Raw genomic sequence first — 14,126 nt, 5'->3', positions numbered from 1 at the left:
CGCGCGGCATCCGTCAAGGCCCATGGCACGCACCGCGCCGCACCCCCTTCCCCCCGCTGCGTTCATGGCCTAATAGGGGCGCCATCTGCACCGCACCTTGGGGGACATGTTTCACATGCAGGAACCGGCCATCACGTCCGAACTGATCGCGGCCCACGGGCTCAAGCCCGACGAGTACGACCGCATCCTCGATATCATCGGCCGCGAACCGAGCTTCACCGAACTCGGCATCTTCTCGGCCATGTGGAACGAGCATTGCTCCTACAAGTCCTCCAAGAAATGGCTGCGCACCCTGCCCACCGACGGCCCGCAAGTGATCTGCGGCCCGGGCGAGAATGCGGGCGTCGTGGATATCGGCGACGGCCAGGCCGTGGTCTTCAAGATGGAGAGCCACAACCACCCCTCCTATATCGAGCCCTACCAGGGCGCGGCCACCGGCGTGGGCGGCATCCTGCGCGACGTCTTCACCATGGGCGCGCGTCCCATCGCCTCGATGAACTCGCTTTCCTTCGGCGAGGTCGCCCACCCCAAGACCCGCCAGCTGGTGCATGGCGTGGTCGAGGGCATCGGCGGCTACGGCAACTGCTTCGGCGTGCCCTGCGCGGGCGGCGAGGTGCGGTTCGATCCGGCCTATAACGGCAACTGCCTCGTCAACGCCTTCGCGGCGGGCCTCGCGGATGCCGACAAGATCTTCTACTCCGCCGCCTCCGGCATCGGCATGCCCGTCGTGTACCTCGGCGCCAAGACCGGCCGCGACGGCGTCGGCGGCGCCACCATGGCCTCCGCCGAATTCGACGAGACCATCGAGGAAAAGCGCCCCACCGTTCAGGTCGGCGACCCCTTCACCGAGAAACGCCTGATGGAGGCCACGCTGGAACTGATGGCCACCGGCGCCGTCATCTCGATTCAGGACATGGGCGCGGCCGGCCTCACCTGTTCCGCCGTGGAAATGGGTGACAAGGGCGGCCTCGGCGTGAAACTCAACCTCGACGCCGTGCCGCAGCGCGAGGCGAACATGACCGCCTACGAGATGATGCTGTCCGAATCCCAGGAACGCATGCTCATGGTCCTGCGCCCGGAAAAAGAGGCGGAAGCCCGCGCCGTGTTCGAGAAATGGGACCTCGACTTCGCCATCGTCGGCGAGACCATTGCAGAGGACCGCTTCCTCATCATGCATAAAGGCGAGGTCATGGCCGACCTGCCGCTCGCCACCCTGTCGGGCAGCGCGCCGGAATACGAGCGCCCTTGGGAAGAGCCTGAAACGCCCGAGGCACTCGACGATGCGAACGTGCCCAATGTCGATCCCATCGACGGGCTGAAGGCCCTCATCGGCTCGGTCAACTACTGCGGTCGGCAGTGGGTGTACGAGCAATACGACACAATGGTCATGGCCGACAGCGCCCGCACACCCGGTCAGGGCGCCGGCCTCATCCGCGTGCACGGCACCGACAAGCACCTCGCCTTCACCTCCGACGTCACCCCCCGCTACGTCAAGGCGAACCCCTTCGAGGGCGGCAAACAGGCGGTGGCCGAGGCCTATCGCAACCTAACCGCCCTTGGCGCCGTGCCGCTTGCCACGACCGACAACCTCAACTTCGGCAACCCGGAAAAGCCCGCGATCATGGGCCAGTTCGTCATGGCCATCAAGGGCATCGGCGCGGCCGTCGCGGCGCTCGACATGCCGATCGTGTCGGGCAACGTCTCGCTCTACAACGAGACCGATGGCAGCGCCATCCTGCCCACTCCCACCATCGGCGCCGTGGGCCTGATCAAGGACCCCGAAACCGCCATCACCGGGCATGCCCGCGACGGCCACGTGGCCCTTCTGGTGGGCGAAACCACCGGCCACCTGGGCCAGTCGGCGCTTCTGGCCGAGGTCTATAACCGCGTTGAAGGCGATGCACCGCCCGTCGATCTCGATGCCGAGAAGCGCAACGGCGACTTCATCCGCGCCAATGCCGAATACATCAAGGCCTGCACCGACCTTTCCGACGGCGGCCTCGCGCTCGCCGCCTTCGAGATGGCCGAGGCCGCCGGCGTCGGAATCTGCCTCGACAGCGAAGAGACCGCGACGCTCTTCGGCGAAGACCAGGCCCGCTACCTCGTGGCCTGCAACTTCGACCAAGCCGAGGCGCTGATGATTGCCGCAGGCCAGGCCGGCGTGCCGATCCAGTCCGTAGGCCGCTTCACCGGCAGCGACGTGCAAATGGGCCGCTCCAGCGCCCCGCTGGACGAGCTGGCCGCGATCTATCGTGGCACCTTCGGCGACACCTTCGCCTGACACCCCGCAGGGCGGGGTTTCACCCCGCCTTGTCGCGCCAATGCCGGGACGAAATCCCGGCCTGCCCCGCCACGGACGACATCGCCCGAAACCTCGCCTGTCGCTTGCACTCGGCCCCCACCGTCTCTACATCAGGGACAGACACCAAGGAGACGCGCACATGCCCATGCAAGTCCAGGAAATCGAGGACCTGATCCGCGAGACCTTCCCAGACGCAAAGATCACCATCACCGATCTGGCCGGCGACGGGAACCACTACGCGGCCGAGGTCATCGACGAAAGCTTCCGGGGCAAGAACCGTGTCCAGCAGCAGCGGGCCGTCTATGCCGCGCTCAAGGGCAAGATGGACGGCCCCTCGGGCGACCTGCACGCCCTGGCCCTGACCACCAAGGCCCCGGACTAGGCCCATGAGCTGGACGCTGATCATCCTGCTGGCCCTGGTTTTCGCCGCCATCGCCGCGGTCGCCATCGTGGGCCAGCGCAAATCCCCCGGCAAGCGTGGCAGCGAACCGGGGACCGGAATGCACGTCCTGGAATCCGACTATCAATCCGGAATGGGCGGCGGCAACGTCCGGCGCTGGGAAATCCCCCGCGATCCACAAGCCTACGCCAAAATCTTTGCACCGAAGGACACCAAGAAATGAGCGATCCCAAGACGCAAATCGAAGAAACGAACAAAGCCAACGACGTGGTGCTTTACATGAAGGGCACCAAGACCATGCCGCAATGCGGGTTCTCGTCCCGCGTGGCCGGCGTTCTGAACTACATGGGCGTCGAGTTCATGGATGTGAACGTGCTGTCGGATGATGGCATCCGTCAGGGCATCAAGGACTATTCCGACTGGCCCACCATCCCGCAACTCTACGTGAAGGGCGAATTCGTCGGCGGCTGCGACATCATTACCGAGATGACGCTCTCTGGCGAACTCGACACGCTGTTCGAGCAAAACGGCGTCACCTATGACAAGGACGCCGCCGAGAAGATCCGCGAAGCCAACGCCTGAGCGGGTCTTTCGATCCAGTTAATCCAAGGCGCGGTCCCCGCTCGGGGGTCGCGTTTTTCTTTGCGAATGCTTAACGGCGCACGGTCTGTTCATTCCGGCCCTTCGGACAACGGCACCGTCGCGATACCACCCGGATACCGACGCGATACCGACGTGGATTTTCGCCCCCGATTCGCCGTTAAGACATCGGCCACAGGATCAAAAACAACCCTGCTGCAAACGCCGCCCCCCGCAACGGCCAGCCTTTCCTCAGAACCAGCGACAGGCTGACCAGCGCCAGCCCCACGCCCACCTTGACCATCGCCAGAACCGCCCATCCGGGCGTCTCGGCCAGCGCCGTGATATCGGGATTTGCCACCATCCCCAACGGGATCAGGTACAGCCCCACGCCCAGCGTCATCGCCGTGAGCGCGACCCGCAGCCAGTTCTCGCCGATCATGCCCGCCGCGATGAAAACCGCGCCGCAAACAGGCGGCGTGATGGTCGACAGAAGGGCGTACCAGAAAACGAAAAGATGCGCCTGAAGTGGCTCCATCCCCAGTTCGATCAGCGCCGGCCCCGCGACCGAGACGCAGATCACGTAGGCCGCCGTTGTCGGCACCTCCATGCCCAGGATCAAGCAGGCAAAGGCGGTCAGCAGCAGTGACGGCCACAGCATCCCGCCCGAGGCCGACAGGATCAGCGACGTGATCTTGACCCCCAGCCCCGTGACGCCCAGCACGCCTATGACCAATGAGGCGCAAAAGATGATCGATCCGATCAGCGCCACCTGCCGCGCCGCCGTCATCACCGCCGTCTCGGCCCGCGCCAGGGCCCGCGACAGGTCCACCCGCAGGTCCGACCCCAAGAGCAGCAGCGCCGCCCCGGCAAAGATCGATAGGCACGCGGCATATTGCGGCGTGACCCCTATCACGAACATACCCCACAGCAGGATCAGGAACGGCACCAGGAAAAATCCCGATGTTACAAGCACATCGCGCCGCGCGGGCCGGTCCGCATCCGAAAGTCCCCGCAAGTCGAACCGCGCCGCATAGCCGTCGATCCCGACCCAGACGGCCCAGAAATACAAGAGCGCCGGAAGCGCCGCAGCAGCCATGATGCCGGTATAGGGCACCCCCGTCAGCTCGACCATGACGAAGGCCCCCGCCCCCATCAGCGGCGGCATGATCTGCCCGCCGGACGAGGCCACCGCCTCCACCGCGCCTGCGATCCGCTTGGGGTATCCCAGCTTCTCCATCGCCGGCAACGTCACCGCCCCGGTCGAGGCCACGTTGGCCGAAGCCGAGCCCGAGATCGACCCGAAGAGCGCCGAGCTCAGCACCGACACCTTCGCCGCGCCCCCTCTCAGACGTCCGGCAGCGGCAGCGGCCACGTTCATGAAGCCCTGCCCCGCCTCGCCCGCGTTCAGCACCGCGCCGAAGATGACAAAGATCGCCACCACGTTCACCGACACCTGCGTCAGCGATCCCCAAAGCGCGCCTTCGGCAATAGTCAGCGTGCCAAGAAAGCTTTCGACCGGCGTGCCGGAATGGCCAAAACGGCCCGGGATATATTGCCCGAACAGCCCGTATAGAAGCGCGATGGCCGCCACCAATGGCAGAGGCCAGCCAATCGCCCGCCGCGCCGCTTCCAGCACCACGAGGATCAGCACGGCGGCGATGGCCACCTGCCCCCGTCCTTCGAGAAATCCGTACTGGTCCCCCAGGATGTCACGGTTGACCACGACCCAAAGCGCCGCGCCCACGCCAAGCGCCGCCAGCACGTACCCGCTCTGGCGTGTCAGCCCCACCTGCCCCCAGATCAGCACCCAGGGCAGCACGAAGACCAGGTGCATCGGCCGGCTCACAAGGTTCGGGACCAGCCCCCAGAACACCAGCCCGATGTGAAACACCACCGACGCCAGCGCCAGGCCAAGCCAGAAAAACCGCGCAGGACCGGCCTGCGCGGCGGGATCGGGGGTCGTCAGGCTCACGTGGTCACTTCTGCGCGTCGGTCAGGGTCATGCCTGCCTCTTCGTAATACCGCACGGCTCCGGGGTGGATCTGGCCGGTGATGTTCTCCATCAGGCCTTCGTCCACGCCGTTCCACCATGCCGAGGATTCCGCAAGCCTGGCCTTGTTCTCCCAATAGGTCTTGGTCAGCTGATAGGCGGTCTCGTCATCCATCTGGGTGGTCGTGTAGGCCGCCACCGGCAGCGAGGTCGTCACGATCTCCTCATCCTGCCCCGCATAGGTGCCCGCGGGGATGACCAGCCTTGTGCGCTTGGTCTCGGCGATCTGTTCATCGCTCAGCGACAGCACCGTCACGCCGGTCGAGGCCGCGGCCTCCACCACGTTCGGCGCGGGCCACGAGCCTGCGGTCACGAATCCGTCGATCTGGCCGTTCTGCATCGCCGGCACCGCGTTCGACAACTCCACGTCCGCGATCTCGACCTTGTCGGCCAGCCCGAAGAGATCGAGATACTTCTCGCCCTCCGTCGCGCCAAAGCTGCCCTTGCCCAACAGGATCGTCTTGCCTTCCAGATCGTCCAGCGTCGTGGCCCCGCTCTCCTCGGACATGACGAAATGCATGGTCAGCGACGGAATCGGAAACAGCGCGCGGATCTCGTCAAAGGCCGGGTCGCCCTTGCCCTCGAACATCGCCTTGCCACCCTGTGCCAGGCTGACCAGTACCGGGGGTGTGGTAAAGACGTAGTCAGCCCCCCGCGCCCGCACTTCCATCACGTTCTGAACCGACCCCTGGCTTTCCTCGACCGTCACGCTGATTTCGCCGTCCGAGGCCTCTTGCATGGCTTCGGCGATCTGCACCCCCATCTGGTAATAGGACGAGGCCGTCTTGGCGGATTTATAGGTCACGCGCGTCTCGGCGGCCGCCGGAAACGCGAGCATCGATCCCGCCAGAACGGCGGCGGTCATACGGTGGAATTTCATGGTATCCTCCCAAGTGTTCGAGGCGCATCAAGACATGCGCCCCGGGCAGGGTCAATGGTCAGATATCCAGCGTATGGTCCTTTTCCCATTGGCTGAAATGCGCCATGTAGGAATCCCATTCCTGCCGCTTCATCTTCAGGAAGGCGGACGAAAACGCGTCACCCAACATCGCCTTCAACTCCTTGTCCTTGCCGTAAAGACGCAAGGCATCCAGCATGTTCAGCGGCAGTTTCGGCGCACCCCGCACCTTGTGGCCTTCGGCATACATGTCGATGTCATACCGCTTGCCCGGATCGGCCTTGGATCGGATCCCGCTGAGACCCGCCGCGATGACCACGGCCTGCAACAGGTACGGGTTCGCCGCCCCGTCCGCCAGCCGCAGTTCGAACCGCCCCGGCCCCGGCACGCGCACCATGTGCGTGCGGTTGTTGCCGGTCCACGTCACCGTGTTGGGCGCCCATGTCGCCCCAGAGGTGGTGCGCGGCGCGTTGATCCGCTTGTAGCTGTTGACCGTCGGATTGGTGATCGCCGCCATGCCGCTGGCGTGCTTCATGATCCCGCCCAGGAAGTTTGCGCCCCGGTCCGACAGGCCCAGCTCTGCCGTCTGGCTGCCCTCGGCGGTGTCGGTGGCAAAGACATTGGTCTTGGCCTTGTCCCCCGGCGCGTCCCAGACCGAGATATGCACATGCGCGCCGTTGCCTGTCAGCCCCTCGACGGGCTTGGGCATGAAGGTGGCGCGAAAGCCGTGTTTCTCGGCCACCGACTTGGTCATGAACTTGAAGAACGAATGCCGGTCGGCGGTCACCAGCGCGTCGTCGAACTCCCAGTTCATCTCGAACTGGCCGTTCGCGTCCTCGTGGTCGTTCTGGTACGGGCCCCAGCCCAGATCCAGCATGTAGTCGCAGATCTCGCGCACCACGTCATAGCGGCGCATCACCGCCTGCTGGTCATAGCACGGCTTCTCGGCGGTATCGAACTCGTCCGACAGCGCATTGCCATCCGGCGTCAGCAGGAAATACTCCGCCTCCACGCCGGTCTTGACGTGCAGGCCTTCCTCGGCAGCCTCGTCGATCAGGCGACGCAGCACATTCCGGGGCGCTTGCGCCACGTCCTCGCCTTCCATCACCGGGTTGGCGGCGACCCAGGCGACCTCGGGCTTCCACGGCAGTTGAATGACCGACTCCGGGTCCGGCACGGCCAGCATGTCGGGATGGGCCGGCGTCATGTCCAGCCACGTGGCAAAGCCCGCGAACCCCGCGCCATCCTCCTGCATGTCGGCAATCGCCTGCGCCGGAACCAACTTGGCGCGTTGCCCGCCAAAGAGGTCCGTGAAGGATATCATGAAGTATTTGACGCCGTTCTTGTCGGCAAATTTCGCCAGGTCCGTGGCCATTGTCGTCTCCCCGTTTCTTGTCGTTCTGATTTTTGTTGTCGATTACATACCGCCCTGTCCGGGAATCCAAGAGGTTCCCGCCAAAGGCACCCGCGCCATGGCGGCGGCCTCCACGGTAAGGGCTTGTAAATCTTCTGGCTCCAGATTGTGCACGTGGTTCTTGCCGCAGGCCCGGGCCAGCGTCTGTGCCTCCAGCGTCAGAACCTGAAGGTAATTGTTCAGCCGCCGCCCGGCCTCGACCGGATCAAGGCGTTTGGACAATTCCGGGTCCTGCGTGGAAATGCCCGCCGGGTCGCGGCCCTCGTGCCAGTCGTCATAGGCCCCGGCGGTAGAGCCGAGCGCGTTGTACTCGGCCTCCCACTTGGGGTCATTGTCGCCGATGGCCACCATGGCCGCCGTGCCGATGCTGACCGCGTCGGCGCCAAGCGCCAGCGCCTTGGCCACGTCGGCACCCGTGCGGATGCCGCCCGAGACGATCAGCTGCACCTTGCGGTGCATGCCCAGTTCCTGAAGCGCGGCAACGGCCTCGCGGATACACGCCAGCGTCGGGATGCCGACATGCTCGATAAACACGTCCTGCGTGGCCGCCGTGCCGCCTTGCATGCCGTCGATCACCACCACGTCCGCGCCGGCCTTCACCGCCAGCGTCGTGTCGAAGAACGGGCGCGCCGCGCCGACCTTGACGTAAATAGGCTTTTCCCAGCCGGTGATCTCGCGCAACTCCAAGATCTTGATCTCAAGGTCATCCGGCCCCGTCCAGTCCGGGTGCCGACACGCCGAGCGCTGGTCGATCCCCTTGGGCAGCGTGCGCATCTCGGCCACGCGGTCCGATATCTTCTGACCCAGCAGCATCCCGCCGCCGCCGGGCTTGGCGCCTTGCCCCACGACAACCTCAATGGCATCGGCCTTGCGCAGGTCGTCGGGGTTCATGCCATACCGGCTCGGAAGGTATTGATAAACCAGAGTTTTTGACTGCCCGCGCTCTTCGGGCGTCATGCCGCCATCGCCAGTGGTGGTCGAGGTGCCCGCCATCGACGCCCCGCGCCCGAGCGCCTCTTTCGCTTGCGCCGACAGCGCGCCAAAGCTCATGCCGGCGATGGTGATCGGGATCTTCAGCTCGATCGGCTTCTTGGCATAGCGCGACCCCAGCACCACGTTCGTATCGCACCGCTCGCGATAGCCTTCCAGCGGGTAACGCGACATGGACGCGCCCAGGAACACAAGGTCGTCGAAATGCGGCACCTTCCGCTTGGCCCCGCCGCCGCGGATATCGTAGATACCGGTGGCCGCGGCCCGCCGGATTTCCGCGTTAACGTCAGGTGTGAAGGTATTGGAATACTTCGGCAAAGTCCGCGGAGCGGATTTTTGATTGTCGCTCATGGTCCGTCTCCTCAATAGGCGTTGTCGACTTTGAAATTATAGAGCTTGCGGGCCGAGCCATAGCGCTTGAACTCCGACGGGTCGGCGTCGATCCCGGCCTTCTCCAGAAGTTCGGTCAGTTTCTCGACATGCTCGGTCCGCATCTCCTTTTCGATACAGTCGGCGCCCAGGCTTTTCACGCTGCCGCGCACGAACAGCTTCGCCTCGTAGATCGAGTCGCCAAGCGCATCGCCCGCATCCCCGCAGACCACCAGGTGCCCCGCCTGCCCCATGAAGGCCGACATATGCCCCACATTGCCGCCCACCACGATGTCTATCCCCTTCATCGAGATCCCGCAGCGGGACGAGGCGTTGCCCTTGATCACCAAGAGCCCCCCATGCCCGGTCGCCCCGGCATATTGGCTGGCGTCACCCTCGACGATCACCGTACCGCTCATCATGTTCTCGGCCACGCCGGGGCCGACATTGCCCGCGACGCGCACCGTCGCCTGTTGGTTCATGCCCGCGCAGTAGTACCCGGTCGAGCCCTTCACGGTCACATCCAGCGGCGCATCCAGCCCCACGGCAATCGCATGGCTGCCGCGCGGGTTGACCACTTCCCAGCCGGTCTCGTTGCCGCTGGCCGCTTGCAGCGTGGCATTCAGCCCGCGCAGCCCATCCGCTTCCAAGTCGTAAGTCTGCATCTCAATGGCTCCAGAAATAAACAGTGGCGGGTTCGGGTTCCCACACGCGGGCATCCTCGATCCCCGGCAGGTTCACCAGCGCACGATACTCGCTGCCGAAGGCCACGTATTGATCGGTTTCGGCCATCACGGCCGGCTTGCAGGCGATGGGATCACGCAGCACGCCGAACCCGTCCTTGGTGCCGACGACAAAGGTGTAAAAACCGTCCAGATCCGCGAGTCCTGCCTCCAGCGCCTCGCCAAGGCTATGACCTTGCTGCATTTTCCACGTCAGGTAGGCCGCCGCCACCTCGGTGTCGTTCTGCGTTTCCACCTCGATCCCTTCGCGGGCCAGTTGTCGCCGCAGCGCGTTGTGATTGCTGAGAGAACCGTTATGGACAAGGCACTGATCCGCGCCGGTGGAAAACGGGTGCGCCCCCAGTGTGGTGACCGCACTTTCGGTGGCCATACGGGTGTGCCCGATGCCATGACTGCCGGTCAGCTTGGGAATGTCGAACCGCTTCGCCACGTCCCCTGGCAGGCCGACCTCCTTGTAGATCTCGATGATGTCGCCGGCACTCATTACCCGGATATCCGGGCGCAGCCGCTTGATCGCCTGCCGCGCCGCCGACAGCTTGTCCTTCGGCAGGCTCAGCACGGCATGCGTGTCGATCACACGTTGCTCGACGCGCGCGCCGACTTCCTTGCCGATCTCCTCGGCGAGCCCCTCGAACTGGCTCGGCTCGGCGGCTTGCAGCGTCAGTTTCGCCTGCCCGTCCCGATCCGTGCCGTAGACCGCGATGCCCGCGCTGTCGGGCCCGCGGTCGGACATGGTGATCAGCATATCGGTCAGCATTTCGCCCAAGCGCGGCTCAAGCGTTTTGTCCTTCAGGAACAGTCCAACGATTCCACACATGACAGTGTCTCCTATGTTGCGGAGACGCTAATACGACCATAAGAAAGATGCAATACGGGGAATTAAATATTCTTCTGGGGAATATTCACCGGTCGCCTTGCGGATACGAGATCACCGATAGGTAACGGATCGGCAGCCGCAGCAGCTCGTCCGGGCCGTGCGGCGCGTCGGCGTCGAAAAACAGGCTGTCGCCAGGGCGCAGGTGAAAGCTCTGGTCGCCGTGGCGATAGCCCACCTCACCCTCGAGGATATAAAGCATCTCGATCCCTTCGTGTTGAAAGGTGGGAAAGATGTCGGATTCCTCGTTCAGCGTGATCAAATAAGGCTCGACCACGACTCCGCTATTATTGGCGCCGATATGACCCAGCAGGTTATATTGGTGCCCGGCCCGTGTGCCGGCGCGCTCCATTTCCACGGCCTCGCCCGACTTGACATGCACCACCTCGCGCCGCTCCTCGAACCGGCGGAAGAAGGCCGTGATCGGAACGCTCAGCGCCGTGGACAGCGCCTGCAGCGTGGTCAGGGACGACGACGTGACCCCGTTCTCGATCTTCGACAGCATCCCGACGGACAGGCCCGTGACGTCCGACAGGTCCGACACCGTCATGCTGCGGGCCTTGCGAAACTCTCGCACTGCCCGCCCGATGGCGGTTTCGAGGTTCATGTCCTGATGTTCACGAACCTTGTGGGGGTCCTGATTCAGCTTTCCGGGGGCCATTTTCTTCGTACTTTTCTCGTTTCGGAACTTACCCTTGCACGGTCCCGGCCGGAATTACGATATAAAATTCGCACGGCTCGCCACAATCCGGCCACATTTAGGCCCAATTCCTGACAGTCTTTTCCGAAACACTGCTCTGATAACCAGGCGCCGGTCGGCGCTGTTCGGCCGGTCTGACCTATAATAAGGAGCAGGCAAATGGCAACGACCCCCGACCTCCCCCAGAAGTCGCAGAAACCCGCGCCGACACCGCGCAGCACCGTGACGCAAGGCGCAAAGGTGATCGTGTCCAGGCAGGTCTTCACCGACTTCGCCGCGATCTGACGCGCCAAGCGCAAACAAAAACGGCGCGATCCTAAGACCACGCCGTTTGTGAATTCGTGTCTCGGTTGCGTCAGCCGACCAGTTCGAGACCCGAGAAGAAATAGGCGATCTCCACCGCCGCCGTCTCCGGAGCGTCAGAACCGTGGACCGAGTTTTCGCCGACCGATTCCGCGAATTCCGCGCGGATCGTGCCCGGGGCCGCATCGGCAGGGTTCGTGGCGCCCATCACTTCGCGGTTCTTGGCAATCGCGCCTTCGCCTTCCAGCACCTGCACGACAACCGGCTCGGACGCCATGAATTCGCACAGTTCGTCATAGAACGGACGCTCCGCGTGCACGGCGTAGAACACACCGGCCTGCGCCTTGGACAGGTGGATCCGCTTCTGCGCGATGATGCGCAGGCCGGCATCCTCGAACTTGGCGTTGATCTTGCCGGTCAGGTTACGTTTGGTGGCATCGGGTTTGATGATGCTGAGCGTGCGTTCGACAGCCATTGTAGCCTCTTTTCGTGTAAGTCATGGCGCAAACCCCATGTCTGCGCCGTCATTCGGCGCCCCGATAGCATGGGGGTGCATGATTGAAAAGCTGCGATTGACGGCGCGGGCCCGATACGGCATGCGGTGCGCATGTTGCGTCTTGAAGACATAAGTTTCTCGGTCGCCGGCCGCCCCCTGATCGAGGGCGCCTCGGCTGTCATTCCCGCAGGCCACAAGGTGGGTCTGGTGGGCCGCAACGGCACCGGCAAGACTACACTTTTCCGCATGATCCGGGGCGAGCTGCCGCTGGACACCGGCACGATCTCCCTGCCCGAACGCGCCCGCATCGGCGGCGTCGACCAGGAGGTGCCGGGCAACGAGGTGTCGCTGATCGACACGGTGCTGGCCGCCGACACCGAACGCAGCGCGCTGATGGCAGAGACCGAAACCTCGACGGACGGCACCCGGATCGCAGAGATCCAAACGCGGCTGGCCGATATCGACGCCTGGAGCGCCGAGGCCCGTGCCGCGACCATCCTAAAGGGCCTTGGCTTCACCGACGAGGAACAGGCCCAGCCCTGTTCGGCCTTCTCGGGCGGCTGGCGGATGCGCGTGGCGCTGGCCGCCGTGCTCTTCACCGCGCCCGATCTGCTGCTGCTCGACGAGCCGACGAACTATCTCGACCTCGAAGGCGCGCTCTGGCTGGAAAGCTACCTCGCCCGCTATCCCCATACCGTTCTGGTCATCAGCCACGACCGCGGGCTCCTCAATCGCGCCGTCGGCGCGATCCTGCATCTGGAGGACCGGAACCTGACGCTCTACCAGGGCGGCTACGACACCTTTGCAGAAACCCGGGCCGCACGGCTTGCAAATGCCGAGGCCGAGGCAAAAAAGCAGGAGGCGCGCCGCGCCCATCTGCAATCCTATGTCGACCGCTTCCGTTACAAGGCGGACAAGGCGAAACAGGCCCAATCCCGCATCAAGGCGCTGGAAAAGATGAAGCCGATCTCGCGCCCGCAAGAGGCCGCGCTGCGCCGCTTCACCTTCCCCGAGCCCGACCAGCTGTCGCCGCCCATCCTGAGGCTGGACAATGTGGCCACGGGCTATGACGGCGTGCCGGTTTTGCGGCGCCTGTCGCTTCGCATTGACCAGGACGACCGGATCGCGCTTCTGGGGCGCAACGGTGAAGGAAAATCCACGCTTTCCAAGATGTTATCCGGAAAACTCGAGGTTCTCGAAGGCAAGAAACATGCCGCCTCGAAGCTCCGCGTCGGCTATTTCGCGCAGCACCAGGTCGACGAGTTGCATCTCGACGAAAGCCCGCTCGATCACATCCGCCGCCTCTATCCCGATGACGGCCAGGCCAAGCTGCGCGCGCGGCTGGGCGGCTTTGGCATCGGCGCGGAACAGGCCGACACCAAGGTGGCGAAACTGTCGGGCGGGCAAAAAGCGCGGCTGTCGCTTATGCTGGCCACCACCGACGCGCCGCACATGCTGATCCTCGACGAGCCCACCAACCACCTCGATATCGAAAGCCGCGAAGCGCTGGTCGAGGCGCTGACCGATTACACCGGCGCGATCATCCTTGTCAGCCACGACATGCACCTGCTGCAATTGGTGGCCGACCGGCTGTGGCTGGTCAAGGACGGCACGGTCAAGCCCTACGAGGGGGACCTGCAGACCTATCGCGCCGCCCTGCTGGACCAGAAGCCGCCGAAAAAAGACGCGGCAACGCTGCCCGCGGAAAAGCCCGCGCCGAAATCCAAGCGTCCCTCTCGCGATGCCGTTCTCGAACTGCGGCAAGACGTGAAGGCCTGTGAGCAGCGCGTGGAAAAGCTGAACGTGATGCGCGACAAGATCGCGGCCAAGCTGGCCGATCCCACGATTTACGCCGATGCCAAAGCCAACGACATGGAAGCCTGGCAGCGCAAGTATGCCGAGGTGATGGATGGTCTCGACCGGGCCGAGGCGCTGTGGATGGCTGCGCTGGAACGGCTGGACGCGGCGGAAAACTGACGCTGGGCGGTTTACAACGCCCGCATCC

The 14,126-nt window shown here is 64.3% G+C and carries 14 protein-coding genes; 6 read left to right on the top strand and 8 right to left on the bottom strand.

The features are described from left to right. Nucleotides 1-115: 115 nt before the first annotated feature. The 4 genes from purL (at nucleotide 116) to grxD (ending at nucleotide 3,284) form a co-directional block, all read left to right on the top strand. Nucleotides 116-2,281, top strand: coding sequence for a phosphoribosylformylglycinamidine synthase subunit PurL (purL, locus tag C2I35_RS16950; protein WP_103764284.1), 2,166 nt, complete (start codon nucleotides 116-118; stop codon nucleotides 2,279-2,281). 160 nt (nucleotides 2,282-2,441) lie between these two features. Continuing rightward, complete coding sequence (locus C2I35_RS16945) at nucleotides 2,442-2,684, top strand: BolA/IbaG family iron-sulfur metabolism protein (RefSeq protein WP_057793905.1); 243 nt, start codon at nucleotides 2,442-2,444, stop codon at nucleotides 2,682-2,684. A gap of 4 nt (nucleotides 2,685-2,688) precedes the next feature. Continuing rightward, the gene (locus C2I35_RS16940; RefSeq protein WP_103764231.1) at nucleotides 2,689-2,925 is read left to right on the top strand and encodes a hypothetical protein; all 237 of its coding nucleotides are present in this window, start codon (nucleotides 2,689-2,691) and stop codon (nucleotides 2,923-2,925) included. Then, the gene (gene grxD / locus C2I35_RS16935; RefSeq protein WP_103764230.1) at nucleotides 2,922-3,284 is read left to right on the top strand and encodes a Grx4 family monothiol glutaredoxin; all 363 of its coding nucleotides are present in this window, start codon (nucleotides 2,922-2,924) and stop codon (nucleotides 3,282-3,284) included. The genes C2I35_RS16940 and grxD overlap by 4 nt, the downstream gene beginning before the upstream one ends. Before the next feature lie 178 nt (nucleotides 3,285-3,462). On the opposite strand, the gene C2I35_RS16930 is transcribed toward grxD, so the two are convergent. The 7 genes from C2I35_RS16930 to C2I35_RS16900 all read right to left on the bottom strand — a co-directional run bounded on the left by C2I35_RS16930 (nucleotide 3,463) and on the right by C2I35_RS16900 (nucleotide 11,283). Next, nucleotides 3,463-5,250, bottom strand: a complete 1,788-nt coding sequence (locus C2I35_RS16930) for a TRAP transporter permease (protein ID WP_103764283.1) — start codon at nucleotides 5,248-5,250, stop codon at nucleotides 3,463-3,465. Nucleotides 5,251-5,260: 10 nt separating this feature from the next. Then, nucleotides 5,261-6,214: a TAXI family TRAP transporter solute-binding subunit gene (locus C2I35_RS16925; protein ID WP_103764229.1), complete on the bottom strand. Its 954-nt coding sequence runs from the start codon at nucleotides 6,212-6,214 to the stop codon at nucleotides 5,261-5,263. A 58-nt stretch (nucleotides 6,215-6,272) separates the two neighbouring features. Next, the gene (gene glnT, locus C2I35_RS16920) at nucleotides 6,273-7,607 is read right to left on the bottom strand and encodes a type III glutamate--ammonia ligase (RefSeq protein WP_103764228.1); all 1,335 of its coding nucleotides are present in this window, start codon (nucleotides 7,605-7,607) and stop codon (nucleotides 6,273-6,275) included. 42 nt (nucleotides 7,608-7,649) lie between these two features. Next, entirely contained in the window at nucleotides 7,650-8,987 is a 1,338-nt protein-coding gene (locus C2I35_RS16915; RefSeq protein ID WP_103764227.1) for an FMN-binding glutamate synthase family protein, read from the bottom strand. Between the two features lie 11 nt (nucleotides 8,988-8,998). Next, on the bottom strand, nucleotides 8,999-9,670 hold the full coding sequence (locus C2I35_RS16910) for a GltB/FmdC/FwdC-like GXGXG domain-containing protein (protein ID WP_103764226.1): 672 nt from the start codon (nucleotides 9,668-9,670) through the stop codon (nucleotides 8,999-9,001). A 1-nt stretch (nucleotide 9,671) separates the two neighbouring features. Then, the gene (locus C2I35_RS16905; RefSeq protein WP_103764225.1) at nucleotides 9,672-10,565 is read right to left on the bottom strand and encodes a class II glutamine amidotransferase; all 894 of its coding nucleotides are present in this window, start codon (nucleotides 10,563-10,565) and stop codon (nucleotides 9,672-9,674) included. Between the two features lie 85 nt (nucleotides 10,566-10,650). Next, nucleotides 10,651-11,283, bottom strand: a complete 633-nt coding sequence (locus C2I35_RS16900) for a helix-turn-helix domain-containing protein (RefSeq protein ID WP_103764224.1) — start codon at nucleotides 11,281-11,283, stop codon at nucleotides 10,651-10,653. 198 nt (nucleotides 11,284-11,481) lie between these two features. Between C2I35_RS16900 and C2I35_RS22655 the strand changes: the two genes are divergently transcribed. Beyond that, the gene (locus C2I35_RS22655; RefSeq protein WP_274594292.1) at nucleotides 11,482-11,607 is read left to right on the top strand and encodes a hypothetical protein; all 126 of its coding nucleotides are present in this window, start codon (nucleotides 11,482-11,484) and stop codon (nucleotides 11,605-11,607) included. A 70-nt stretch (nucleotides 11,608-11,677) separates the two neighbouring features. Here the strand turns inward: C2I35_RS22655 and ndk are convergent, their stop codons facing one another. After that, a complete protein-coding gene (ndk, locus tag C2I35_RS16895) occupies nucleotides 11,678-12,100 on the bottom strand; it encodes a nucleoside-diphosphate kinase (protein WP_103764223.1) in 423 nt (140 codons plus the stop codon). 132 nt (nucleotides 12,101-12,232) lie between these two features. On the opposite strand from ndk, the gene C2I35_RS16890 reads away from it, so the two are divergent. Then, nucleotides 12,233-14,098, top strand: a complete 1,866-nt coding sequence (locus C2I35_RS16890) for an ABC-F family ATP-binding cassette domain-containing protein (protein ID WP_103764222.1) — start codon at nucleotides 12,233-12,235, stop codon at nucleotides 14,096-14,098. The last annotated feature ends 28 nt before the right edge of the window (nucleotides 14,099-14,126 follow it).

Origin of the sequence: Roseovarius confluentis (genome assembly GCF_002917925.1) — a bacterium.
GTDB lineage: Bacteria > Pseudomonadota > Alphaproteobacteria > Rhodobacterales > Rhodobacteraceae > Roseovarius > Roseovarius confluentis.
This window is presented reverse-complemented; position numbering and strand designations above follow the sequence as displayed.